This window comes from Anabaena sp. CS-542/02 (genome assembly GCF_028331085.1).
Lineage (GTDB): Bacteria > Cyanobacteriota > Cyanobacteriia > Cyanobacteriales > Nostocaceae > Anabaenopsis > Anabaenopsis arnoldii.
Genome location: NZ_JAQMTM010000128.1, coordinates 33,124 through 59,368, shown reverse-complemented (window position 1 = coordinate 59,368; position 26,245 = coordinate 33,124). Strand labels below are relative to the sequence as shown.

General features: G+C 40.2%; 20 protein-coding genes and 1 tRNA gene. 12 read left to right on the top strand and 9 right to left on the bottom strand.

Annotated features, from left to right (window positions below; translation table 11 throughout):
- Positions 1-81: 81 nt before the first annotated feature.
- On the bottom strand, positions 82-2,544 hold the full coding sequence (locus PN447_RS14095) for a 3'-5' exonuclease (protein WP_271763663.1): 2,463 nt from the start codon (positions 2,542-2,544) through the stop codon (positions 82-84).
- Positions 2,545-2,560: 16 nt separating this feature from the next.
- Positions 2,561-6,046, bottom strand: coding sequence for an RNA-directed DNA polymerase (locus tag PN447_RS14090; RefSeq protein ID WP_271763662.1), 3,486 nt, complete (start codon positions 6,044-6,046; stop codon positions 2,561-2,563).
- A 286-nt stretch (positions 6,047-6,332) separates the two neighbouring features.
- Between PN447_RS14090 and PN447_RS14085 the strand changes: the two genes are divergently transcribed.
- A complete protein-coding gene (locus PN447_RS14085; protein ID WP_271763661.1) occupies positions 6,333-6,656 on the top strand; it encodes a hypothetical protein in 324 nt (107 codons plus the stop codon).
- Positions 6,657-6,814: 158 nt separating this feature from the next.
- On the opposite strand, the gene bioB is transcribed toward PN447_RS14085, so the two are convergent.
- From bioB to PN447_RS14065, 4 genes are all read right to left on the bottom strand, one after another.
- The gene (bioB, locus tag PN447_RS14080) at positions 6,815-7,825 is read right to left on the bottom strand and encodes a biotin synthase BioB (protein WP_271763660.1); all 1,011 of its coding nucleotides are present in this window, start codon (positions 7,823-7,825) and stop codon (positions 6,815-6,817) included.
- A gap of 341 nt (positions 7,826-8,166) precedes the next feature.
- Positions 8,167-11,046 carry a glycerol-3-phosphate acyltransferase gene (locus PN447_RS14075; protein WP_271763659.1) on the bottom strand — a complete coding sequence of 960 codons (2,880 nt, stop codon included), beginning with the start codon at positions 11,044-11,046 and terminating at the stop codon, positions 8,167-8,169.
- Positions 11,047-11,141: 95 nt separating this feature from the next.
- Complete coding sequence (locus PN447_RS14070; RefSeq protein WP_271730551.1) at positions 11,142-11,282, bottom strand: hypothetical protein; 141 nt, start codon at positions 11,280-11,282, stop codon at positions 11,142-11,144.
- Positions 11,283-11,601: 319 nt separating this feature from the next.
- Positions 11,602-11,901 (bottom strand): 30S ribosomal protein PSRP-3, encoded by a 300-nt coding sequence (locus PN447_RS14065; RefSeq protein WP_200988431.1) that lies wholly within the window; start codon positions 11,899-11,901, stop codon positions 11,602-11,604.
- 139 nt (positions 11,902-12,040) lie between these two features.
- Between PN447_RS14065 and PN447_RS14060 the strand changes: the two genes are divergently transcribed.
- Positions 12,041-12,847: a TIGR01548 family HAD-type hydrolase gene (locus tag PN447_RS14060; RefSeq protein ID WP_271763658.1), complete on the top strand. Its 807-nt coding sequence runs from the start codon at positions 12,041-12,043 to the stop codon at positions 12,845-12,847.
- Positions 12,848-12,897: 50 nt separating this feature from the next.
- Here PN447_RS14060 and PN447_RS14055 read toward each other — a convergent pair whose 3' ends face one another.
- Positions 12,898-13,704, bottom strand: a complete 807-nt coding sequence (locus PN447_RS14055) for a tetratricopeptide repeat protein (RefSeq protein ID WP_271763657.1) — start codon at positions 13,702-13,704, stop codon at positions 12,898-12,900.
- Between the two features lie 48 nt (positions 13,705-13,752).
- Positions 13,753-14,850: a Holliday junction branch migration DNA helicase RuvB gene (gene ruvB, locus PN447_RS14050; RefSeq protein WP_271763656.1), complete on the bottom strand. Its 1,098-nt coding sequence runs from the start codon at positions 14,848-14,850 to the stop codon at positions 13,753-13,755.
- A gap of 142 nt (positions 14,851-14,992) precedes the next feature.
- On the opposite strand from ruvB, the gene hisF reads away from it, so the two are divergent.
- The 8 genes from hisF to PN447_RS14010 all read left to right on the top strand — a co-directional run bounded on the left by hisF (position 14,993) and on the right by PN447_RS14010 (position 23,688).
- Positions 14,993-15,781 carry an imidazole glycerol phosphate synthase subunit HisF gene (hisF, locus tag PN447_RS14045; RefSeq protein WP_271763655.1) on the top strand — a complete coding sequence of 263 codons (789 nt, stop codon included), beginning with the start codon at positions 14,993-14,995 and terminating at the stop codon, positions 15,779-15,781.
- A gap of 93 nt (positions 15,782-15,874) precedes the next feature.
- Positions 15,875-16,066 (top strand): hypothetical protein, encoded by a 192-nt coding sequence (locus PN447_RS14040; RefSeq protein ID WP_271763654.1) that lies wholly within the window; start codon positions 15,875-15,877, stop codon positions 16,064-16,066.
- Between the two features lie 82 nt (positions 16,067-16,148).
- Positions 16,149-16,221, top strand: a tRNA-Ala gene (locus tag PN447_RS14035).
- A 234-nt stretch (positions 16,222-16,455) separates the two neighbouring features.
- Positions 16,456-17,037: a Uma2 family endonuclease gene (locus PN447_RS14030; RefSeq protein WP_271763653.1), complete on the top strand. Its 582-nt coding sequence runs from the start codon at positions 16,456-16,458 to the stop codon at positions 17,035-17,037.
- Between the two features lie 102 nt (positions 17,038-17,139).
- Complete coding sequence (gene hsdR / locus PN447_RS14025; RefSeq protein WP_271763652.1) at positions 17,140-19,476, top strand: EcoAI/FtnUII family type I restriction enzme subunit R; 2,337 nt, start codon at positions 17,140-17,142, stop codon at positions 19,474-19,476.
- Between the two features lie 73 nt (positions 19,477-19,549).
- A complete protein-coding gene (locus tag PN447_RS14020) occupies positions 19,550-20,998 on the top strand; it encodes a type I restriction-modification system subunit M (protein ID WP_271763651.1) in 1,449 nt (482 codons plus the stop codon).
- Positions 20,999-21,397: 399 nt separating this feature from the next.
- Positions 21,398-22,012 carry a hypothetical protein gene (locus PN447_RS14015; RefSeq protein ID WP_271763650.1) on the top strand — a complete coding sequence of 205 codons (615 nt, stop codon included), beginning with the start codon at positions 21,398-21,400 and terminating at the stop codon, positions 22,010-22,012.
- A gap of 2 nt (positions 22,013-22,014) precedes the next feature.
- A complete protein-coding gene (locus PN447_RS14010) occupies positions 22,015-23,688 on the top strand; it encodes a restriction endonuclease subunit S (protein WP_271763649.1) in 1,674 nt (557 codons plus the stop codon).
- A 96-nt stretch (positions 23,689-23,784) separates the two neighbouring features.
- Here PN447_RS14010 and PN447_RS14005 read toward each other — a convergent pair whose 3' ends face one another.
- Positions 23,785-24,279: a pentapeptide repeat-containing protein gene (locus PN447_RS14005; protein ID WP_271763669.1), complete on the bottom strand. Its 495-nt coding sequence runs from the start codon at positions 24,277-24,279 to the stop codon at positions 23,785-23,787.
- Between the two features lie 139 nt (positions 24,280-24,418).
- Between PN447_RS14005 and gcvT the strand changes: the two genes are divergently transcribed.
- Both gcvT and gcvH read left to right on the top strand, forming a co-directional pair.
- The gene (gene gcvT / locus PN447_RS14000) at positions 24,419-25,555 is read left to right on the top strand and encodes a glycine cleavage system aminomethyltransferase GcvT (protein WP_271763648.1); all 1,137 of its coding nucleotides are present in this window, start codon (positions 24,419-24,421) and stop codon (positions 25,553-25,555) included.
- A 219-nt stretch (positions 25,556-25,774) separates the two neighbouring features.
- Positions 25,775-26,164: a glycine cleavage system protein GcvH gene (gcvH, locus tag PN447_RS13995; RefSeq protein ID WP_271730529.1), complete on the top strand. Its 390-nt coding sequence runs from the start codon at positions 25,775-25,777 to the stop codon at positions 26,162-26,164.
- Positions 26,165-26,245: the final 81 nt, after the last annotated feature.

Genomic DNA, 26,245 nt, shown 5'->3' with positions numbered 1-26,245 from the left:
GCACAGGTCATTTGTGTACTTTATTTACTTAGATAGTGCTGTATATATTTTTGCAAAAATATCAAGTCAAAAGTAATTTTTCTAATTGTAATTTATATATTCACAAGGAAGCAGATTAATAAATGAACTTAAAGATTTTTTGTAATCTTGAGAATCTCTGATAAAAGCTGAAATAAACAAACGTTGTTTAGCCCTTGTGATAGCCACATAAAACAGCCGTTTTTCCTCTTCTACCTTACCATCGCGGACACTGAAATAAGTGGGGAATTCATCTTCTGATAAACCAGCCAGAAAAACTGTATCAAATTCTAAACCTTTTGATTGATGTACTGTTATAATCGGAACTTGATTATTTTCGATAGAAATTTGATCTAGATTTTTCGCCAATGCAGTGTAGTCAATAATGCTTCTTAGTGCAGTATCTGGATGAAGTTCTAAATCATCCTGCTGTTGAAAAATATTAATCAGCCTTTTCAGATTTTCTAGGCCTTTTAGTTCATGCTGTTGATAATAGTCATATAAACCAGATTCTACTAAAATTTTACCTAACAAATCTGCTGGACGTAATCTTTGGCTAGCATTTTTCCAACTTTCAACAGCATCAGCTAAATTTTCAAATTCTTCTCCATAACGATAAACTAAAGCCTGACGATAGTCAGCACGTGCTTGTACTAAAGGTATTAAAACTGCCAATAATTCAACAGTTGTCAGCGTATCATCAAGCGCATGATGATTTGGTAATTGATGGAGGTTTAATTTATTTGCTAAACTTTGCAAATTATAGCTTTCTGATTTTATAAAGCGTTTAGCCAAATCCCAAGTATCTGACCATTTAAATGTAGGAGTTGATAAACCTAGTTTTTGAGCATGGGCTGTGATCATCTTAATATCAAAACCCAGATTATGCCCAACTAAAAAAGCATCTTGAATAAACAATAAAAATTTCTCAAATACATGAATTGCATTTTCACCATTTCTGGCTAAAAATTCATTACTGTAACCATGTATTTGTTCAGAATCTCCCACAGAGACAGTATTTTGAATATAAGCATGAAATTGGTCTTTTACCTGTCCCTTAACTAATTTCACGGCTGCAATTTCGATGACTTCATCTTGACTCACTGAGAAACCAGTTGTTTCCAAATCAAAAACAACAATTGTGCCATGATTATAAGCAGATATTAAATTACTAAAAGGGTCGCCATCAATAAAAGTCTGAGTTGAAACCATATCAGTAAGTTTCAAACCACATGCTTCTCCCCCTTTGATGACATTTTCAATAGTGATGGAACCTATACCGCGACTTGGACGCATTAATAGCCGCAGCATAGAACCTGTATCAAAAGGATTTAAAACTAATCGCAGGTAAGCAAGAGCATCTTTAACTTCCTGACGCATAAAAAATTGATGCTGCTCAACTGTAACACAGGGAATATTTAACTGTTCTAGAACTCGAGAAACTATCTGAATTCGTTTATGATTTCTAGTTAAAACAGCAACTCGACCATAAAGCATATTGGGGTCATGTTTTGATAACTGTCTAATCTGCTCCCCAATCCACTTAGCCTCTTCTATTTCATTTTTAGCTGCATAAATTGTAATTAATTCTCCCGCATCACAAACAGGAGCAGGAGTAATTTTTGTATATCTTTTGTGAAAAGAGTCAGCAAAGCCAGAAGCAGCCTTAAGTAATGTTTGAGTAGCGCGGTAGTTCCAAGTTAGAGAGTATTCTTGAGGGTGAAAGTCTTGTTTAAATCGACGAATAACTTTATCCGGTTCCGAACCTCGCCACTTGTAAATCGTTTGGTCTAAATCACCAATCATGGCAATATTATCCGTACCAGAAGCTAAACATTTAACAATTTCATATTCAGAAAGATGAGTATCTTGAACTTCATCAATCTGGATAAAATCAAAGCGTTGTTTCCATCTTTGTTGAATTTTTGGATAATATTCCAGCAAGTAACGCACGTAAAATATTAAGTCTGCAAAATCCACAGCATGACGTTCTTGAAGAATGCTTTGGTATTGACTCGCTAATTGTGCTTGACCTATTCCTAGAGATGCAAACAGGTTTTCTAAAGGATAATGGGGAGATAACTGTAACTGACTAGCTTTAACTTTACAATCAGCTAATTTAAAAAAGATATCTTGAGCTTCTTTGTCTTTGGAAAGACAGAAAATCTCTTTAATTATTCCCAGACAGTCAGCATCATCGTAAACTACAAAATCTACTGGTAAACCAATTTGACGAGCTTCAACTCGCAGTATGGAAGTACATAAACTATGAAAGGTTTTGATGGTGATGTGGCAAAATTCTTCAGGACACATTTGTGCTAACCTTTCTTTCATTTCTTTTGCTGCTCGGTTAGTAAAAGTCAAACACAAGATTTTTGCTGCAGGAATACCGCTTTTAATAGCTTGAACTACTCTTGATGATAAAACGCGGGTTTTACCAGTTCCCACTGGAGCAAGCACTAAAATTGCTCCGTTGATGTGCTTGATGATTTTTACTTGATCTGGGTTAGCTTGAGTTGGTGACATAGAAAGTATGATATTTTTACAGTGAGAACTTCTGCTCTTTAGTGACTTCTGTCTTTTTCGGGTTGTAATATTGTCTAACTCTGGCTGGTTCAACTTCTTGAAATATTTCTGCAACTTTTCCCGATTCTGCAAGTTTCACAGCATCTTTAATTAAATAATCCTTGACCTCTTCCTCAGAAAATGAAATATTATCTGGTAAGTCATAATTGTAAAGTCCCAAAATCAAAATGTAGTTTTTTTTGAGTCGGGTAAACGGAGGAGGATTACTTTCTAAAGCCTTAGCAACATTTTGAAAATGTTGATTTTGTACATAAGGTTTAGCTAGCTGACCCAAATATAGCCAAGTTTCTGTTGCTTTTAGCTTTTCAATATCAGATTGTGCTTGTGTTGCACAGTTAAATATTAATTCCCAATTATTGAATTCGATTATAGGTAAAAAGCGAAATGCTTCCAGTAAAATTGCGCGGTAATATGTACTGGTTTCTTCATTTGTTATGTTACTTTTTTGAAAATGTTCCCATAGTTGATTGATTGCATTTATGTGTCCCTGAGAAGCTAAACCAATAACTACATCTAGCAAATCACGAATTACGAATAAGTCAGGATCGCAAATTAAGTTAACAATTTCCTGACAAACTGGATCAAACCCTAAAATTAGTAATTTATTTACCGATAATCTAATGCGAGATTGTAACTTCCTCTGTTTGATATTTAGTTCCCGCTTTTCTGTTTTAGTGGGTGAATCAGCTTTCTCCTTGATAGTTACTGTAATTTCTTGTAGTTCTTTTAAACTATCTTGAAAAATATGAACAAATTTAGACTTTAACTGATTTTTTTTATTCACCCAATTGTCATTCTTCTGTTGAAATTGACTACTCCAATTAGCAATTATAATAAACTTATCATTTCTTGGGAGAGATGGGAACGTTAAGTCATTTTGATTGTTTAATTTTTTGGTAACCAATTTTTGATAAATTTTGCGACTCAGCCGCATTTCTGTAATATAAATACCCTGAGAATATAAACAATGCTGATATATTTTAATCAGTTTCCACCATGATTTGTCATCATGACTCCTATTAGCTAATTCAAATTCTGTGCGGTAATCATAATTCATTATCCATAAAGGATCAAGAAGCTCAAAATTAAATTCTTTATTTAGTGGATCTAAATCAGTATCTAGTTTTGTTGTCGGTAGAAAATCTGATATATTATCATAATATTCAGTCTTATTCTCATTAAGATTAAGTCCTAGTTTGCCGAGTTGCTCTTTTAATTCTATTTCAAATGGTTCAAGCTCATGAGTACGCGGAACAACTGCAATAATATCATCAACATAACGATGCAATTTGATTTGATGTTTCCATCGCGGTTGATTACGGAAATAATCATCAACTGCTTTCAGATACAGATTTGCATAAAAACCTGATGTGAGAGTTCCTTGTTTTAGTCCCATCCCATTCTCATGTCCATTATTCAAATTTCGCTTGAGAATTTGACTAAGTAACCACTTAATGCGGTTACTGCTAATTTCCAATTCTGTGACACTAATATCAAGCAACTGTTGTTGAATCACTTTGACATAATATGATTCTATGTCAGTTCTCATAACAGCACCATTTGGATAACTCTCAGCACTTGCTCGTGATTCTTCTAAAAAATTTTTATATTTAGGAAAGTAATCTTCATATAAATCTTCCGTTTGTTCTGACTTGAGTTTATAGGAATAAAAATTCAACTCGTTTTTTTGTGCAAGAGTTTGCAGAATCGCAATAGCTAGTATTTCTTCTTCTAAACGAGTTAACTGCTTTGAACGTCCTTTTGTTCTACTCTTGACAAATTTATAGTCAATATCCTGATTAGAGGGAAGAAATTTATCTGAATATAAACTGTCAACTAAGTTATCAACGACCATTTGTAAATTTTCATCTAGATTACTTTCAAATAATCGGATTTCTATTTCATCATAAAAAGATTCATTGAACACATTATTTCTGGCTTTAACCCAAGCTAATTCTATATTTTCTAAACTTATCAGTTGATTCCATTGATTATCTTCTTCAATTTCCCTATTTTTGATGGTTTGACAAAGGGCATGGAATTGAGTTTCATGATTGAAAATACCTTTTTCTTGCCAATAGCTATTAACAGGATTCTCAAAGTAAACTATATCTTTAACTGGAATCACATCAGAAAATGTATGGTTTTTACCAATAAAGGTTTCTAAAGCATTGCTTATAGCCTTGGTTCCTTGATTAATGTCAGTAATTTGAATAATTTGCTTGAGGGTATGTTCTAGGTTTTTTGTTCCTATTGTCATCAAATATAATGTTTCAACCGGTACTTCCTCTAATAACCTTTTTAAAGCAAGTGCTTCATCTTGCCAAAAATCTTTTTTTATTTCTGTATCATTTTGTAGTTCTAATCCTAAAGCTTGAAGTTGTTTATCTCTTTCTCGTTTAAGAATGTTATCTTTGTCTATAGATGCAGCAATATCAAGTTGCATGACAAAGAGGTTAGATAATAATTTATCTGAAGATTTATCTCCCTTGCATTTATTTTTTAGGTAAGTAATTGTCGTAAGAGTTGCTTGTGCCAAAGATTCATTGATTGGCTGAAAATTTAATAAGATGTTAAATGGTGCAATCTTCTCTTTGAGTTGCTGCATCAATTTTTGATAAATCGCATAGCTATAAATATTAGGTTCTATACCTATGCAAATAATTTCTATTGGGTTTAATCGAATTTCTTCTTGAGGTAAAGTTAATATTTTTGCAATCAAAGCAGTTGTAGCAGCACCCATAGTACCACCAATATCCAATAAGTAAATGCGTGGATGATATCTGAGTTTTGTCATTAATCGACTGGAGTCAATGACATTATCTAAAATATGAACTGCTTTAAAGTAGTTAGGAGGAAATAGAGTATAAAACTGAAATGCTTTACTTTTTAAATCTGCTTTATCTAGAGAGTGTAAAATATCTTTTGAATAATCAAGTTGCTGATATCCCTTTGCGTCTGGGATGTTTGACAACCATTGATGTACAGCAGAGTAAGCAGAACTAATGACAGGATGAAACGACCGATAAATTTTGGCTTGTTCAGCTATGACTAAATTAGTGAGTTTTTTTGAATGCTGCGCGGGAAGTCCTGAAAGTGCTTGCAATAAGAGTTGCTTGGCTATGTCATTAATAGTCTTTCCATCATTTTCGGCTCTCTGTTTTAAAGCTTCTATGGTTTCATCCTCTAGTCGAATGGTGACTACCCTTCCTGGTTCCCATAAGATAGTTAGCTCACCGTTGAGAACCTGAACAATATCTTCAATGGTTTCCAGTTTGGATTTACCAGGATTTTCTATTGCTTTACTTATAGAACTGTGATATCGGGAAGCAGGGGAAACATCTCCGTCTGCAGCTCGATGTTCCGCAAATTCCTTGGCTAATTTGTACAGCGTCCAGTCTAATTCCTTGAGACGTTGCTCGAAATCCTCATTTTGTATCATTTGTGTCTGTCTTCCTCTATGTTGGCTGACTATAAACTCAGCCTATCTCTCTTTTTGTATTATGTCAATGATATAGTTTATTAAAATAATTGAAGATAAAAGCTACTTGACTGTTTATAATTAGCGTGCAATAATACCTTCAGCAACAAAGAAGGCACTCCAAGTGTATTGGAATGCCTTTTGGTGTACTGAACCCTTCCCAATTGCCTGGGGGAAAGGGTTCTAACTTTCTTAACGTTAAATTGTTTCTGTAATTCTCAAACTCAATAAAAAGCGAGAACTAACAATGTATAACCATGATAACTCACGGGCAGTTGATATAGGACAAACAGTTGCTGCCCTTCCTGATTCTTTGGCTGAAAAAATCAAATATATGGAATTGACCCTTGCTTTAGCCAATGCAGAAAACCAACAACTTCAGGAAAAACGGGATGATGAGAGGAGGGGTTATGTAATGCAATATATTATGCGGTTGATTGCGCAGCTGGAAATTCCCTCTAGTCATCAGCGCGTTCTCAAAGCGATGACAACTTCAGAACTTGATACTTATGCACAGGAGTTGTCTGAGCAATTAAAACACCGTCCACTGAAACATTTGTCAGTAGCATAGTACAACGTGATTTGAGCAAGAGGGACATTTATTATGCCTTTCTTGTGTCCTGAAGTCAGACAGTGAACTTCACTATTAAGTCGCAAAAACAGGAATATTTTCCAATTTTCCTATCATCTTTCTCCCCTCCTCCCTTGGGGGAGGGGTTGGGGGTGGGTTTATCCCACGACTGCGGGAGTTGTCACTTGTTGGGGTCTTTGCTGGGGGGGACGCATTTCTAACCCCAGCAAATTCAGCATTTGTCTGTCAGCGTCGTAGTCTGGACAGGGGGTAGTGACAGTGAGCATTTTCTGATCATCGCTGGAAAAAATAGAATTAGCCCCAGCCATAAAACATAAAGCTTGTTCCACTTGAGAAAGTCTCGCCCTACCAGCACTCAGACGCACATCAGAAGTTGGCATAATAATTCTGGCTGTAGCAATCATGCGCACTACTTCCCAAATGGGGACATCTGGCTGATTTTCTAGGGGTGTACCCGGGACTTGGGACAGAATATTAATCGGTACTGACTCGGGATGAGGTTGTAAATTCGCCAGTGTCTGTAACATCCCCACGCGATCCTCGACACTTTCGCCTAAACCCAGGATACCCCCAGAACAAACAGTGACGTTTGTTTGTCTTACATTGTCAATTGTATTGAGGCGATCGCCATAAGTTCTCGTGGTAATAATAGTATTGTAATATTCCTGGGAAGTATCCAAGTTATGATTATAAGCATATAGTCCGGCCGCTTCTAGGCGTTTGGCCTGGTCTGTGTTAAGCATTCCCAGAGTACAGCACACCTCTAGACCCATATCCGTGACTTCTTTCACCATGTCCAGCACTGTTTCAAATTGCGAATTATCCCGCACCTCCCGCCAAGCAGCACCCATACAAACCCGACTCACACCCTGTGCTTTAGCTTGTTGAGCAATCTTAACAACTGTTTCTTTCTCTAGCAGTGCTTGGGGCTTTACCTCAGTTTTATAACGGGAAGACTGGGCGCAGTAACTACAATCTTCGGGACAAGCGCCGGTTTTGATTGATATCAGCTTACAAACCTGTATTTTTCTGGGGTCATGATATTGACGATGCACGCTAGCAGCCTGATAAATCAGCTCTAGGAATGGCTGGTTGTATATCGCCTGAATCTCTGCTTTCTGCCAATTGTAGCGTATTCCCACCGACATCACTATCCTCTTTGAGACTGGATTGATTAAGAGCCATTTTCTAGTTGGTTCTCTGAAAATACAGCGTTGGGATTAAATCATCTCAATCTTAGTGCTGTAGATATTAGACATCAGCTTACCAAGATTTCGCGGTTCTGGCATTAGCTCAGATCACGGAGGACTCAACTGCTGACTGGAAACCAGAAGAGGTCTATCGTGATGTGAATGGCGCGCGCAATAAAATATTGCGTGCTTTGCAAGCAACTAACTGCCTTCACCGTGACCCATGATTCTATCGTGCTTTCTGACGAGTCAGAATTGACGGATGCCGTAGTTAATCTAGTTTAATCGCTTTGATTAGCTTAAAAGTTGCACAATTCTATAATTCCTCTTGACCCATCTATGCGTACCCGTTGCCCATCTCTTAGTCTCACTGTAGCATTATAAACATCCATAACAGCGGGAATACCGTATTCACGAGCTACGATAGCACCGTGAGAAAGTCTTCCGCCAGCTTCAGAAATTAAGCCTCCTGCTCTAACTAACAAAGGTGCCCAGCCTGAATCTGTATAAGGTACTACTAAAATTGTGTGGCGGTCAACTTCTGGTAATTGTTGTAAGTCTCGTACTATCTTGATCCGACCTTCCGCTTGACCGTGGCTAGCGGGGATACCCTGTAGTACTTGGTCTGAGTACAGTGGGGAGGGAGGAAGGGGATGGGGTGGTGTATGACCATAAACTAAAAGGGGGATTTGATGAAATTCACTATCTTGCTGGAATTGCCATCGCCTAAATTCTACTATCTCAGATAAATCTTCCCTCAGTTCAATATCATCACCTGCTACTAAACGCCGGACTTCGTTCAACTCTAGAAAAAAGATATCCCCACTTTGCTGGATTAAGCCGGATTTTAAGCAAGCTTGCTCTAAAGCTAAAAATCGCCACCGCAATTCAGCTAAGAAACGAGAATAAATTTCGGTAACTTGTCCTTTAATATCTACCCGGCGCTGTACTACCCCCCCTTTGCGCTTTGTCAACCTCACCGGTTTGTCCGTCTCTGCTGCACTTTGCCATAACTGTAAAAACAAGTCCTTGATGGTTTGGGGGTTTTCTTTCCAGGTAGGAACAGCAATATTTGTGCCCACATCACTCAAATAACCGTAATCTTCCAGCAATTGGTTAAATTCATCGAGAATTTTCTCTCCTTCTGGTGTTTGCGCCAATTCTTCAAAGACTTGATCCGGTTGCGAGTCAGGTAATTGCTGTTTCGCCTGTGCCGCTAAAGCAGTCAGCGATCGCAATGCTGCTACCTCCGGAGCTATACTGTGATCAATTTCCGCATCTTTAACGCGAAAAATCCCCTGTCTTAAAGCGACGCTCAAAGGGACTAAAATGCTGTAATAAGTTGCAGTGCGTAGTAATTCCAGAATATAATCTATTCTCTCCAATAACTGGGCTGCTGTCAGTTCTTCTATTGATTCATGTGCTAATTCTGACAAACTAGGCAGAAACTTTTTACTATAATCCCGCTTAAAGTCTTTTTCTAAGCTCAGTTCTCGCGTGAGTAACCGCATTAACCCTGGTAAATTATTCCAAGTGGACTTTAACGGCGGTTTGCTCATCTTCGCCCCCCTAGTGAGAAATTCCAGACTTTCTGGTGGTAGACCCATCCGTAAAAAAATCTCTCCTAGCAGGGAAGCATTAAAATAAGCCCGGGAATAGTGGAGAGTAGCAGTTGCCGTAAAATCCAATCCCCAGGAGCGATCGCCCAAAACCACTGTAAAAATATCTCCCCAAACTCCGCAAGTTAAGGGGCGATTAATCGACCAAGTTAACGGATGAATCACACCAGGAATGACCTCGGCGGCTATTTTCCTCGTCCAGATGGGCAATAGAGTAGTAATAGGTCGAGACTGCAAAACCCAGAGATTTTGACCATCATAAGTCCACTCCATATCTTGGGGTACCCCGCGATACTGTTTTTCTAGTTGGCGGACTAAATATGCTACTTGTTTGATTAATGCTTGTGGTACTTCTACTTCCTGTCGGGACATTTCCCCCACCACTTGCACAGAGGAAACATTCTCTGTTTCCACCACAAAGGCGCGATATTGTTCTGGTGTCACCTTACCGGAAACCACTTGAGTGGGACTACCTGGTAAAGCCTCAATTACAATTGCATCCCCCTGTTGGCTAATGGGGTCACGACTGAAAGCTACACCAGAATACACACTGGGAATTTGTTGTTGTACCAGCACAGCCATGGCCATATCTGGTAAACCGCGATCGCGACGATATTGTACAGCAGACGGATGATTGTAAGAAGCTTGAACTTGGGCGATCGCATCTCGTAATTGCTCGGTGGTAGTAACATTCAAAATTGTTGTATACTGTCCGGCTGCAGAAGCTTGTTCAGAGTCTTCTCCGATAGCAGAGGAGCGCACCACCAAAGGAGACAGATGAGAAGGCTGAATAATTGCCATCAAATTTTCCGGATCATCAACTCGGGAAATTACCCATCCTTTAGGTACTGGATAGCCCCAGCGATTAATTTCAGATAATGTTGCGGCTTTGTGTCCCACCAGATTTGCATCTAACTGGTCATCTAAACAAAAAATCCGGTGATTCCCGCGTAAATATGCAAAAGCTGCTTGTGACTCTGCATCAGTCTCCGGTGCTGGTAAATTCAGGTCATCGGGAATTTTTGTATAAATCCACCCTAATACTCCCGCTAGGGTCACAGCCGCGATTATTTTGGGTATATCCTCAATATTCAGGAGTAACATCAACCAAGGAAACAGGAATAAAACTCCGAATTTTACCCATTGCCTAGATCGCAGAACTATAAAACTGATAATAGCCAATAAACTTGTAAATATTGCCACCAGAGGATCATGTACCAGGAACCCCCAAACAACATTGGTTGTCCCAGCCCCTCTGCCCGCCCCATATCTCCCTAAGACTAAGCCGATGAGAGCAATTAATTCCCAAGGGGATCCAGGGGGAAAAAACACACGGCACAGCAAAACTGCCCCCATGCCTTTCAGGGCTTCTGAAATAACCGCCAGGATTCCTACCCAGGTGCCGCCGTGATAAAAAGCGGCTGAAACACTGATGTTTTTAGTACCAATTTGTGATAGTTTTCTACCCGTCAGGGCATAGGTAATCCAAGCAATAATTGGCAAAGACCCCAAGAGGGGACAAGCAATTAAAATAACGAGGACACCCCAAGATTGAATCATTATGGTAGCGAAGACGTTTTAATCTATCTTGGTGGGTGGACACGTGGCAGCGGAATCAACCGTTGTTGCCAGTGTCCATCTTAGTTCCTAATCGCTTAGTTTAGCGCATAGGCGGCTTGCAAAGCCCATATAATTAAGGCGGCAATGGAACCCAAGAGTAGCACAGTAGAGATGGTGACTACTCTGGGGGAATCGGCACCCTTGAATTTCATAATTCCTCGGTTTAAATCGGACATAGCTTTGTAATCCTCCTTTGTTACAGTGCTAATTTGTCCGTTTTGATTGTAGTCTTTCTATTTGTCCATCAAGCTAAATTACAGATAATATTTTGTTTAAGCTTTGTATTTTGGCTAGCAAGTCCCTGTTGTTGAGAAATCCGTTGCTCATATGCATTCCGAATCGTAAAAACAGCGCCCGGGGCGCTGCTCATTTCAGGATACAGCAAATTTTATTGGCTGAGAAGGGCGGGCTTTCCTACCCACCCCACAAGTCTTTTAAGATTTATATAGTACTTGTCCCCATGCAACTTACTGTATCTAAAAACATAAGTAATATTTAGGCGCTACCTGTAAAAGCAACTTCAGGGAATTTCAATTGAGCTTCTGCCATCGGTCGTCTTCTGCCTTCCTCTTGCCAGTAGTTAATCACTTCTGTAGCTTTATTGAGCAATTCGACGCGATCTAAATCACTAATCCAGTGTTTAGCTTCTAATTCCTTTTTTAACTCTTCCCAGGCATCATTGCGAGGCCAGAAAAAGTACTTAGTCAAAGGACTTGTACCCTTGCCTACAACTTGATCCACTGCTAGGGCAACGTTTTCATCTAACCACAGAATTTTCAGAATAAATTGGGTCAATCACACCTCCGGGGAATATCAGGGGATTCTTACACTGTATGTGCTATGCGATCGCTTATTCTAACGCAATACCTCACCTATTGACTAAATAGTGGTCACAAATTGCTCTACCATAACCTCATAAAATAGAAAATCTCCTATGATGGCAAAATCTTCAGTAAAAACTATTGTTGTTTTCGATATTGACGGCGTAGTCAGGGATGTTGGTAACTCCTACCGTCGGGCTTTAGCGGATACTGTGGAGCATTTCACCAACAGCGCCTATCGTCCTACACCCGGAGACATTGATCAGCTCAAATCTGAAGGACTATGGAATAATGATTGGGAAGCTTCCCAAGAATTTATTTACCGCTACTGTGAATCCCAAGGGAAAACTCGCCAGCAGTTACAACTAGATTACAATGCCATAGTTGCCTTTTTCCAATCTCGTTATCGCGGTACAGACCCAGAGAACTGGACAGGGTATATATGTAACGAACCCTTATTATTACAACCGAGTTATTTAGAAAACCTCACCACCGCTGGAATTGCTTGGGGATTTTTTAGTGGTGCTACCCGTGGTTCTGCTACCTATGTTTTACAGAAACGTCTGGGTTTACAGTCACCAGTCTTAATTGCCATGGAAGACGCACCGGGTAAACCAGACCCTACAGGACTGTTTACCACAGTGGAACTGTTAGAAAATCAAGTTAATAATCTAACAATTATCTATGTGGGAGATACTGTAGCTGATATGTATACGGTTAACAAAGCTAGGGAAATAAAACCTGATCGTAATTGGATTGGTGTAGGAATTTTACCGCCCCACGTCCAAGACACAGCCGCCCATAGTCATGCTTATAGTCAAACTTTACTAACAGCAGGTGCAGCGGTAGTTTTAAGTAACGTTGAGCAGCTCAATCCGGTCAAAATAGGAGAATTACTACAAGAGCTGGGGAAAATTTAAACTTTTCCATCAGATCGCCGACTTGTTAAGGAAGTCGGGGATCTATTTGATTACTCAATATGCAAAAATTTATCTAAAGCCGCTACCATCTTGGGCGGCCAACGGCGAATATTTTTGACCCAGTTCATATCTTTGTAACGATTATCCAGGCCATAGGCTGCTACCCAGTTACTTTCGGCTTCCCCTTTGTTACCATTTACCCAGTAAGCTGCGGTGAGGGCGGCGCGCATATCAGCAAATTTAGGATATTTGCGGACTATGTTTTTCATTTCGTGGATGGCGGCGTCGGTTTGACCGGTTTCATACAGGGCCAGGGCGTAGTTAGCCCTGGCAAAGGCAAAGTTAGGGGCTATTTCTACGGATTTTTGATAGTCGGCGATCGCCTCTTGCCATTGTCCTAAACCCGATTTGGCATTACCCCGGTTATTGTATGCCATGGCATCATTAGGGTCAAGTTCTAATATATGATTATAGTCGGCGATCGCCTCTTGCCATTTCCCCAACCCTTCCAAAGCTGCACCACGGTTTAAATAGGGGTCAGTTGCATCGGGGGCTAATTCTATAGCTTTGTTGTAATCTGTGAGTGCTGCTGCTAATTTATTTTGACTGACCCGGGAGTTTCCCCGGTTACTCCATGCACCTGCATTAGTGGGAAACTGCTCAATAATTTGTGTCCAGTAAATTTCCGCAGTGGCAAAATCACCTTTATTTGTAGCTGCTAAAGCTTTATTAGCTAGTTGATTGCCTTGTTCTAGCTGTCCTTGAGTAATAGTAGCTCCTGGGGATACTGCCATGGCTGGTGTACTCCAGGTGAATACCAGTAATAAACTCAACAAAGTACTAATTAATTTTACCATCAGGATTTACCTTAATTTCCAATTCTCAGTGTCCCCATTTTCCCCCAATTACAGCATAGATAACTGTTCATTAGGGGGCTTGAGTCCCAAATGCTTGTAGGCGGCGGTGGTGGCGGTGCGTCCCCTGGGAGTGCGGCTTAAATAGCCAATTTGCATGAGGTAAGGCTCATAAACTTCTTCAATGGTTTGGGTATCTTCACCGGTAGCGGCGGCAATTGTTTCTAATCCTACCGGACCGCCGTTAAATTGTTCAATGATCACACTCAACATCCGGCGGTCTGTCCAATCTAAACCGCAGGGGTCTACTTGAAATAGTTCCAGTGCTTCGGCGGCGACCGTTTCTGTAATCTTACCTGATATTCTGACTTGGGCGTAATCACGGACTCGTTTAAGTAATCTATTAGCGATCCGGGGGGTACCTCGGGAACGACGAGCAATTTCTGTTGCACCATCTGCAGCTATGGGGGTTTTGAGTAACTCCGCGCTGCGGGAAATAATTTGGCTGAGTTCTTCCACTTCATAAAACCGCAGTTTCTGCACTAACCCAAAGCGATCGCGTAGGGGTGAGGTGAGAGCGCCTACACGGGTTGTGGCTCCCACTAGAGTAAATTTGTTGAGTGGTATACTTCTAATGCGAGCGCCAGAACCTTTACCAACGGTGATATCTACGCGATAATCTTCCATGGCTGGATAGAGAATTTCTTCTGTCATGCGGGAAAGACGATGAATTTCATCAATAAATAGGACATCCCCAGGTTTGAGGTTGACCAGTAACCCGACAATATCTCTGGGACGTTCTAGGGCGGGGGCGCTGGTAATTTTGTAGTTTACTCCCATTTCCGATGCTAAAATTACTGCCATTGTTGTTTTTCCCAATCCCGGAGGGCCATATAGCAGTAAGTGATCTAGCACCTCACCCCTTGATTTAGCTGCTTTGATGGCAATATCTAGCACATCCTTTAAGTCTTTCTGTCCAATGTAGTCACCAAATCGCTGTGGTCTGATACTCTCTTCTGGGTGACCTTGTTCGTCAGTTGTTACCGACGGTTGCAAAATCTTCTCGTCAGATCCACTGCGACGCCCGGTAGGCTGATTTGGTTTTCCGTTGGGTTCTTGAGGCTGTTTTTTCGAGGAGATTATCGCCATAATTCAGCTATCAACCTTGAGTTCAGGACTGTTTGAGGATTAAACCACCATGGCTAGAGCAAAAAAAAATTTTTGCTGAGAATTACACAGGTCAATTTAGAATTTAAATTCCAGATGATTAGCCAGGAGTGAAAAATTTATTATGTTGTCTAAAAGAATCTTACCCTGCTTAGATGTGAAGGCGGGACGGGTTGTTAAAGGAGTTAACTTTGTCGATCTCAAAGATGCGGGGGACCCGGTGGAACTGGCTCAGGTTTACAATGAAGCTGGTGCTGATGAGTTAGTGTTTCTGGATATTACCGCTACTCATGAAGACCGGGACACGATTATTGATGTGGTCTACCGCACTGCTGAACAGGTGTTTATTCCTTTGACCGTGGGTGGTGGGATTCAATCATTAGAAAATGTTAAAGCTTTGTTACGAGCCGGGGCGGATAAGGTTAGTATTAATTCGGCAGCGGTACGTGATCCAGACTTGATTAATCGAGCTAGCGATCGCTTTGGTAATCAGTGCATAGTTGTTGCTATTGATGCCAGGCGCAGAATTTCCCCCGAAAATCCGGGCTGGGATGTCTACGTCCGCGGTGGTAGGGAAAATACTGGTTTAGATGCTTTACTTTGGGCACAAGAAGTGGAAAAACGCGGCGCAGGAGAATTACTAGTGACGAGTATGGATGCTGACGGAACTCAAGCTGGCTATGATTTAGCACTGACCCAGGCGATTGCGGAATCTGTACAAGTTCCTGTGATTGCTTCCGGTGGTGCTGGTAATTGTGAACACATCTACACTGCATTAACTGAGGGGAAGGCGGAAGCGGCGTTACTCGCTTCATTACTACATTACGGCCAATTAAGTGTGGGGGAAATTAAGGAGTATTTACGCGATCGCTCGGTACCAGTCAGGTTGTTATCTTCAGGTTCAAAATTTTAGGGAAATTTAACCAGATTTATCACAAGTTGAATCCAGTTCTCTGAAATAGTGTTAAGATAGGTGTATAAGTATGAATAAATATGAAGAAATATTATGTTGGTTGTAATTTTATTATTTGACATTGCACTAGTGGCGTGGTCCTTGCACCTGATGGAAAAAGCCGTACAGCATAAGGAGTTTTCCTTAATGCTGGCTGGGGGCTTAGTGGCTCTGGCGGCGGCGGCTATGTTAGTTGTTTATTTTCTGATGGGGCATTGTATGACCTATTTGTTACAATTGTCTTAAAAAATCCTGAAGAATTAGAGATTAATCATAAATCCACCTTGACAAAACTCAAATCTTCAGGGATTATGATAAAGCATGACTCGGGGCTATAGCGCAGTTGGTAGCGCATCTCAATGGCATTGAGGGGGTCAGCGGTTCGAATCCGCTTAGCTCCATATTTATATAATTTATACGTTTATATAGCATTTCCCATGCTCGTGAGGTACATTTTTTTAGTTTGAGGGAACAGGGAACAGGGAACAGGGAATAGGGAATAGGGAATTGGTGTGTACTTCATGAGCCTGAAAAAGGCTATATTATTTGGTTATATTATTTCGTTGTGGGGGTGGTAAGGGGATGGTAAAACCCCCCATCACTCTTGATATTCTGGCGAAAAAGTCGAGGTAATCATGTCTGTGCAATTGCTAAGACGGAAATTTACAGTTGAGGAATATCACAAAATGGTTGAGTCGGAAATTCTCACAGAGAATGACCGAGTAGAACTGATTCGGGGGGAAATTCTGCAGATGTCGCCCATTGGGACAAAACACGCAGCTTGTGTAAATCGACTAGTGAATTTGTTGGTGCAGTTGTTAGGGAAACAGGTAATAGTTGCTGCTCAAAATCCCGTTGTATTAAATAATAACTCCGAACCTCAGCCAGATGTGGCATTACTCAAACACCGAGATGATTTTTATGAAACCGCACACCCCCAAGCTGAGGATATTTTTTTGTTAATTGAGGTGAGTGATTCCACTGTCATGTATGACCGAGAGGAGAAAATCCCCTTATATGCACAAGCAAAGATCATGGAAGTTTGGTTAGTAGATATTAACTCACAAATTGTCGAAGTTTATCAACAACCGACAGATACAGGTTATCAGCTGAGGCAAAAATTCACAGCGGGTCAAAATTTAACAATTCTCTCCCTACCAGATGTGAACATTACTGTTAATCAAATCTTGGTCTCCCCTAGTCTTCCCTTTAATTAGGAGAGGGTGAGCGGTTGTGGTTGAAATATAGGTTAAAGGTTACTACCCAATCTTGTATACTGAGGTTGTGTATTTTTGTGTTCACGTTTCAGCGGGACTTTTATGTCAGAAGCTATTGATAAGAAATCTTTAAGTGAACGTGATATCTGTACAAAGTACATCACACCAGCTTTAGTGAATCAGGGATGGAATATCAATATTCAGATTCGAGAGGAAGTAACGCTGACAAAGGGGAGGGTGATTGTTAAGGGTAAGCTTGCTATTCGGGGTAAACAAAAACGCGCGGATTATGTGCTGTATTACAAACCCGGTGTACCACTAGCTGTGATTGAGGCTAAGGATAATAATCACAGTGTGAGCGCCGGAATGCAACAGGCGATCGCCACTGGTGAATTAATTGATGTCCCATTCATCTTTAGTTCTAATGGGGACGCTTTTATGATGTGCGATCGCACTATGACCGAGGGACAGCGAGAGCGAGAAATACCCCTGGACCAGTTCCCCACACCGGAAGACCTTTGGCAAAAATACTGTAATTGGAAGGGAATTGACTCGGAAATTCAGGGGATTATTTCCCAAGATTACTATCCCAGTCCTGAGCAAAAACAACCCCGCTATTATCAACAGATTGCTATTAACCGCACAATTGAAGCGATCGCCAAAGGACAAAACCGGATTTTATTAGTGATGGCCACGGGTACAGGTAAGACTTTTACAGCTTTTCAAATTATCTGGCGGTTGTGGAAGTCGGGAGCAAAAAAGCGTATTCTGTTTTTAGCAGACCGCAACATTTTAATTGATCAAACTAGAGTCAATGATTTTAAACCCTTTGGCTCAAAAATGACAAAAATTAAGCAGCGACAGGTAGATAAATCCTATGAAATTTATCTCTCCCTATATCAAGCAGTGACGGGAAATGAAGCGGCGAAAAACATTTATCGCCAATTTTCTCCAGATTTTTTTGACCTAATTATAATAGATGAGTGCCATCGGGGAAGCGCCAATGAGGATTCAGCATGGCGAGATATTTTAACCTATTTTAGCAGCGCTACCCAGATTGGCTTGACAGCTACCCCCAGGGAAACAGAGGAAGTTTCTAATATTGATTATTTTGGAGAGCCAGTTTTTACCTATTCCCTGAAACAAGGGATTGAAGATGGCTTTTTAGCTCCTTACAAAGTAATTCGCATTGATTTTGATCTAGACTTGAGTGGATGGAAACCGAAACCAGGACAACGGGATAAATACGGTAAAGAAATTCCCGACCAGATATTTAATCAGCAAGATTTTGATAAAACCCTGGTGTTAGAGAAGCGCACTGAGCTAGTAGCACGGATAATTTCTGATTATCTCAAATCCAGCGATCGCTTTGCCAAAACTATCGTTTTTTGTGAAACCACCGACCACGCGGAACGGATGCGGGTAGCATTGGTGAATGAAAATATTGATTTAGTCGCCAAGAATAGTCGCTACATTATGCGAATTACCGGGGATGATGCTCAAGGTAAGGCAGAATTAGATAATTTTATCAACCCAGAAAGTAAATATCCCACCATTGTTACCACCTCAGAGTTACTCACCACCGGTGTTGATGCTAAAACTTGCAAGTTGATTGTTTTAGATCAGCGCATTCTGTCTATGACTAAATTTAAGCAGATAGTTGGGCGGGGAACTCGCATTGATGAAGACTACGGTAAAATGTTCTTCACCATTATAGATTTTAAGAAAGCAACCCAGTTATTTGCTGACCCTGACTTTGATGGTGAACCTGTACAAATTTATCAACCCAAACCCGATGACCCAATTAATCCCCCTGATCATGGGGATGATGAGCAAATCATAGATGATGGTGAAATTATCCGCAAGCAGAAGCGAGAAAAGTATGTAGTTGCAGATCAAGAAGTCAACGTTACTCTGATTCGGGAGCAATACTACGGTAAAGACGGTAAGCTAATTACAGAATCAATTAAAGACTATACTCGCAAAACAGTGACTCAGGAGTACGCTTCATTAGATATTTTCTTAAAAAAATGGCGTTCTAGTGAGCAGAAACAGGCGATTATTCAGGAGTTACAAGAATTGGGTGTACTTTGGGAAGCTTTAGAAAAAGAGATTGGTCAGGATTTTGACCCCTTAGATTTAATTTGTCATGTGGTCTTTGACCAACCACCACTGACACGCAAGGAAAGGGCGAACAATGTCCGCAAGGGTAACTACTTTAGCAGGTATGGGGAACAAACCAGAACGGTTTTAAATGCTTTGTTAGATAAGTACGCTGATCGGGGAGTTGAAGATATTGAAACTCTGGATGTGTTGAAAGTTAAACCAATCAGTGATTTAGGTACTCCCTTAGAGATCATTAATATTTTTGGCGGTAAGCAGAATTATTTACAAAGTTTGCAAGAATTAAAACAGAAAATTTATGACCTTGCTATGTAGTGGGGTTTACCAGTATCCTGGTTAAGACATTCAGCCACCCACTAGGACAACCGGGACAAAGACAAAATTTATTATGTCCATCAGCACTACAATTAAAACCATTCAAGATATTATGCGCAAAGATGCGGGCGTTGATGGTGACGCACAACGCATCAGTCAATTAGTTTGGATGATTTTTCTCAAGGTTTTTGATGCTCGTGAACAAGAATACGAACTCCTAGAGGATAATTATAAATCTCCTATTCCTGAAGGTTTACGCTGGCGTAACTGGGCTACGGATGCAGAAGGAATTACCGGAGATGCTTTACTAGATTTTGTCGATAATAGTTTATTTAAAACTCTCAAAGACCTGAGAACTACCACCACTGATCCCCGTGGGCAAATGATTGGTAAGGTATTTGAAGATGCCTACAATTATATGAAAAATGGTACTCTCATCCGCCAAGTAATTAACAAACTTAATGAAATTGACTTTAATAAAAAAGAGCAGAAAAAACAGTTCAGCGAAATTTATGAAAAGATTCTCCAAGATTTACAAAGTGCGGGAAATGCAGGAGAATATTATACCCCCCGTGCGGTGACTAAGTTTATTGTCGATAGAATCAAACCACAACTAGGGGAAATTGTCCTTGATCCCGCTTGTGGTACAGGTGGCTTTTTAACAGCAACTATTGATTACATTCGCCAACATTTCCAAAGTGCTGATGTCCCACAAATTCTGCAAAGGACAATTTGCGGAACTGAGAAAAAGCCCTTACCTTATAATCTGTGTATCACTAATTTGATTTTACATGGTATTGATATACCCGCAGCCGAACATGATAATACTTTGGCGCGACCATTGCGGGATTACAGTCCTCAAGAACGGGTAGATGTAATTATTACTAATCCGCCTTTTGGGGGGATGGAGGAAGATGGAATTGAGGATAATTTCCCCGCTACCTTCCGCACCAAGGAAACAGCAGATTTATTTTTAGTGCTGATTGTTAATTTACTCAAAGAAGGCGGTAGAGGCGCAATAGTTTTACCCGATGGAACCCTGTTTGGGGAAGGTGTGAAAACTCGCATTAAGGAAAAACTGCTGCAAGATTGCAATCTACATACAATTGTGCGGTTACCAAATGGGGTATTTAATCCCTACACAGGTATTAAGACTAATCTGCTATTTTTCACTAAAGGAGAACCCACAGAAACCATCTGGTATTATGAACACCCCTACCCAGGGGGGTATAAGTCATATTCTAAAACTAAGCCGATTCGCTTTGAGGAGTTTGCACCAGAGCAGGAATGGTGGGATAACCGCGAGGAGAATGAATTTGCGTGGAAAGTTACAATTACTGATTTAAAGGCGAATAATTACAACCTAGATATTAAAAATCCCCACCAAGTTGATATAGAACAGGCTGATTTAGATGAAATGTTAGCAGAATATCACAAACTCATGGCTGAGTTGGGTGATGTGCGCGATAAGTTAAAATTTGAGTTGATGTCAGCTTTGGAGGGTAATGATCAATTAGAGTAAAGATTAACCTTTTAGAGGATGTTTGAAAATTTATGGCTAGTGTCTCAAATATTGACCCCACCCTAACCCTCCCCTTGTAAGGGGAGGGGACTGGATTTTGTTGTTTCCCTTTTTATCCGGTGTTCCCTGTTGCAAAGTTATAAAACAACATCTTATTGAACCCTAAGAAATTATGGTTCTTCAGTACCTAATATGCTAAATTGTTTTGATAAAATCCGAAAAGGCTTACCGTATAAGGGAAATAATGTTGGTTATTGAAGAAAATGCCTGAATATTCCTTCTTAATCTCTGTTCCCTGTTCCCTGTTCCGGTGTTCCCTCGAACCAGTTGTTAAATTAGCATAACAAGTACGGTAGAGCCGAAATTATTAAAACTTATTCATCATCGCGAGGTAGAAGGATGGCTTATAGTGATTTCAACCTAGCAAAAGTTAAAAATGATTTTGGCTTAACCTTGGAGGAAAGCCGTAATTTATTTGTGGATACGAAACCAGTATTACCATCTGCAACTTTAACAACTCTACTGAGTGATTATGTTCCCTTAGCCACATCTATTTCTACTGAAAAAGCTAGATCAGAATTTTTAATTGCGCCAATTCTAGCCGAGGTGAGACGACTATTAAATTATCAAATCTCTCTGTTTTCGGGTAATGAGTTTAATGTCGATTCCCAAAGAGGGTTACAAGGGTTTTGTGATTATATTATCAGTGGGTCTCCAGAACAATTATATATTTCTGCCCCTGTAACTATTATATTTGAGGCTAAAAAAGAAGATATTATTGGCGGTCTTGGTCAATGTGTGGCGGCGATGGTGGCGGCGCAGATATTTAATCAGAGTAAGGGTAATGAAGTTGAGCGTATTTATGGTTCTGTGACTACTGGTACTAATTGGAAATTTTTATTTTTAGAAGGGACAGTTGTTTACATTGATCAGATTGAATATTATATCAAAGAAGTTGATAAGATTTTAGGAATTTTGCTGCAACCTTTCCAACCTGTTTTGATTGCTGTTTAATTATGAAAGTAGATACTTTTTTTACAAATTTTGATTTGTTGACTGATGCGCCAAATGCAACAGCTAAGTTGCGGGAGTTGATTTTGCAATTGGCTGTCATGGGTAAGCTTGTAAGACAAGAGCCAAATGATGAACCTGCTTCATTTTTACTGGAAAAAATAAAGCTTGAGAAAGAGTGGTTGATCAAGGAGAAAAAAATTAGAAAGTCACAAATATTACCAGCGGTTGAAATAGACGAGGTAGCATTTAAACTACCCGTAGGATGGGAGTGGACAAGATTAGATGATATATGCTCTAAAATTACTGATGGAGTTCATAAAACACCAAAATATACTGAATGTGGAATTCCATTTTTATCTGTGACACAGTTAAAAAATGGAATGCTAGATTTTAGTAATACTAAATATATTTCACCTGAAGAACATGAAATATATTATCAAAGATGTAACCCTGAAAAGGGTGATATTTTGATATGTAAAGTTGGCAGCACAATTGGCGTTACAACTGTTGTAGAAGTAGATATTGAATTTAGTATATTTGTTCAATTAGCCTTAATTAAACAAATTATAGTAAATCCCTATTATTTGAAATTTGTTTTACTCTCAGATGAGGTTCAAAACTATATTAAAGAAAACTCAGTTGGTTCAGCTATGCCCTATATTTCACTCGAAAAACTCAAATATATTCAAGTTCCCCTCCCACCCCTTGCGGAACAAAAACGGATTGTAGAAAAGTGCGATCGCCTGATGTCCCTGTGCGACGAAATCGAAAAACAGCACAAACAAAAGCAAGATAGTATTGTGAGGATGAATGAAGGTGCGATCGCTCAACTCCTCTCCTCCCAAAATCCCGATGATTTCCGCCACCACTGGGAACGCATTTGTAATAATTTTGATTTACTCTACAGTGTCCCTGAAACCATTCCTAAACTACGTCAGGCGATTTTGCAATTGGCTGTCATGGGTAAGCTTGTAAGACAAGATCCAAATGATGAACCTGCTGCGGTGTTGTTGGAGAGGATTAAAAAGCAGAAGGAAGAGTTAGTTAAGGATAATAAAATAAAAAAAATCAATAATTATTTACCTGTTAAAGTTAGCGACATAACTTTTAGTTTGCCATCTAGTTGGAAATTTATTCGATTAGGTGAGTGTATTGAATTGGTATCAGGACAGCATCTGGGTGCAGATGAACAGAATAATAATGGAATGGGAATTTCTTACTTAACTGGCGCTTCTGACTTTGGACAAGTTTATCCAACAATAACTAGATGGACGAAACAACCAAAAGCTGTAGCTATTGAAAATGATATTTTACTTTCTGTAAAAGGAACAGTAGGTAAATCGAATATTTTAAATTTAAAACAAGCTGGTATTGGTCGTCAGCTTATGGCACTGCGTCCTATTTTAGTTAATTATCAATACCTTTACATTTTTTGTTTAAGTGCATCTGATAAATTCTATTCTTTAAGTACTGGTATAGCTATACCAGGTATAAGTCGAGATCATGTATTGCAATTTATATTCCCCCTCCCACCCCTTGCAGAACAAAAACGGATTGTGGAGAAGTGCGATCGCCTGATGTCCCTGTGCGATCGCCTAGAAGCCAAATTAAAACAAGGGAGAGAAAGCACACAAAAGCTGATGGAAGTTGCAGCAAAGCAAGTATTGCTAAATTAGCACCAGGGAATTAATGAACTTAAATACATCTAAACAGGGGTTTTAACCCCTGGCTTCTCAGTTATATCCCTGAATTATAAGGAATATACTGTATTATTACTTACATTGGAGAGATTCGCGAGTATCTACACCAGTTTGAGGATTCACCCCACTAGCTTGAGCGCACAGTTTTTTAATTTCCGGTCCATCTAAAATCGCATCGGTAAAATCAGCCCCGGTGATGTCCACATTCTCAAAGATAGAACGTAACATCATCGCATTGGTAAATACAGCATCGGTTAAATCAGCACCTTTAAACTTAGTCAAATAGGCTATACCATCGCTAAAATCTGCACCATGGAGATTTACCCCCTCTAACAAAGAGCCATTGAACACACCGCCGCGGAAATTCGTATTACTAAAATTAGTGTTCTTTAAAACCACATTGGTAAACTCAGTCCCCACCAAATCTTGACCAGAGTAATCTTTAACCTCCACTTCCTCACCCACAGAACGGGTAATACTAGAAGAACTAGCAGCTTGAGCGGAGAGGGGGAAGAAAAACACAAAGGTAACTAAAACCAAACTAGCCAGTAGTTGCCAATACTTAATCATTTTTTTGTTAACAAATCTCAACAATTATATTATTCACTATTACAGCTTACTGACGGTGATTAACCCCAGCTAGCCTGAGCCATAACTATAAAGCATACCCTAGGATATATAATGACCTGCGATCGCATAAATACCTGTGGCTCATCAACAAGACATCACCCCATCCTTAAGGCGAACCCCGTTATATCAACTAGGTGCGGAACTCAAAGCCCGTTTTACCAGCTTTGGCGGTTGGGAAATGCCTGTACAATTTACTGGTATTAGTCAGGAACATGAAGCTGTGAGAACCGCCGCGGGGATGTTCGATATATCCCACATGGGTAAATTCACCCTCCAAGGTAAACACCTAATTAACCAACTTCAGCCCTTAGTACCTTCCGACCTCAACCGACTAAAACCAGGTGAAGCACAATACACAGTCTTACTCAATCCCCAGGGAGGAATTATTGACGACATCATCATATACTATCAAGGTGAGGATAGCACCGGCACACAAAAGGCTGTACTAATTGTCAATGCAGCCACCACAGATAAAGATAAAGCATGGCTATTAGAGCAACTAGACCAAAATCAGGTAGAATTTCAAGACCTGTCACAGTCAAAAGTATTAATTGCCATCCAAGGACCAGAGGCCGTTAAACATCTTCAGACCTTAGTACAAGCAGACCTACAACCTATTAAACCCTTTAGTCATCTCCAAGCAACTCTACTGGGTAAACCCGCCTTTATCGCCCGCACCGGTTACACAGGGGAAGATGGTTTTGAGGTGATGGTAGATGCAGATGAGGGTATAGAATTGTGGCAAAGACTCCATCAAACCGGCGTTACCCCTTGCGGACTAGGTGCTAGAGACACCCTAAGACTAGAAGCAGCCATGGCCCTTTATGGTCAAGACATTGACGACACCACCACCCCCCTAGAAGCGGGTTTAGGGTGGCTAGTTCACCTCGACAGTAAAGATGATTTTATCGGTAGAGAAATTTTAGCACAGCAAAAGGCCCAGGGAGTGCAGAAGCGGTTAATCGGCTTACAAATGTCAGGGCGGAATATTGCGCGCCATGGCTACCCCATTCTATCAGCAGGTCAACTTGTGGGCGAGATTACCAGCGGGACTTTATCCCCCACATTAGGCTATCCTATAGCCTTAGCCTATGTTCCTACTCAATTAACAAAGGTGGGTGAACAGTTAGAAGTAGATATACGTGGTAAGAATTACCGGGGTGTTGTAGTCAAACGTCCGTTTTATCGCTCCCAAAATCGTCTCACTAACTGATAATGTGTTTTGAGTTACTCAATTTAAATTATGGTTATAGCATTTCTTGGTTGAGTAGGTACACCGATAGCTACCGCTTGGGTCAGCCATACCCGACCCCTAAACCAAGGAAAAGGTAACTATGGTAGACCTCATATAATTAGGAAACGCTATCATGACCGACCATAACTGAGGGAACTGTGGGCGCTAACTATTTTGATATGGAAGGAAAAAACTAAAATGTCTTTTGAATATCCGCAGGATTTGAAATACCAGGATACTCATGAATACGTGCGGCTAGATGGAGAAATTGGCACCATTGGTATTACTGAATTTGCTATAGACCAAATGGGTGATGTTGTCTTTTTGGAATTACCAGACATTGGTGACCTAGTAACCAAGGGAGAAACTTTTGGCACCATTGAATCTGTGAAAGCCGTTGAAGACCTCAATTCACCAGTTACCGGTACAGTCATAGAACGCAATGAGATTTTACTAGAGTCTCCCGAAGAAGTAGCAGAAGACCCCTATGGTGAAGCCTGGTTGTTAAAAGTGCGTGTTAATGATCCCGATGAGGTACTGGATGCTTTGAGCGCTGATGAGTACCGCGCCCTGGTAGAAGGGGAGTAGATGAGATATGTAGGGACTTGTCCCTACAGTCTTTGAATATTTGTTGCAAAATATGAAGTAGTTACGTTTGGAGTTCAACTT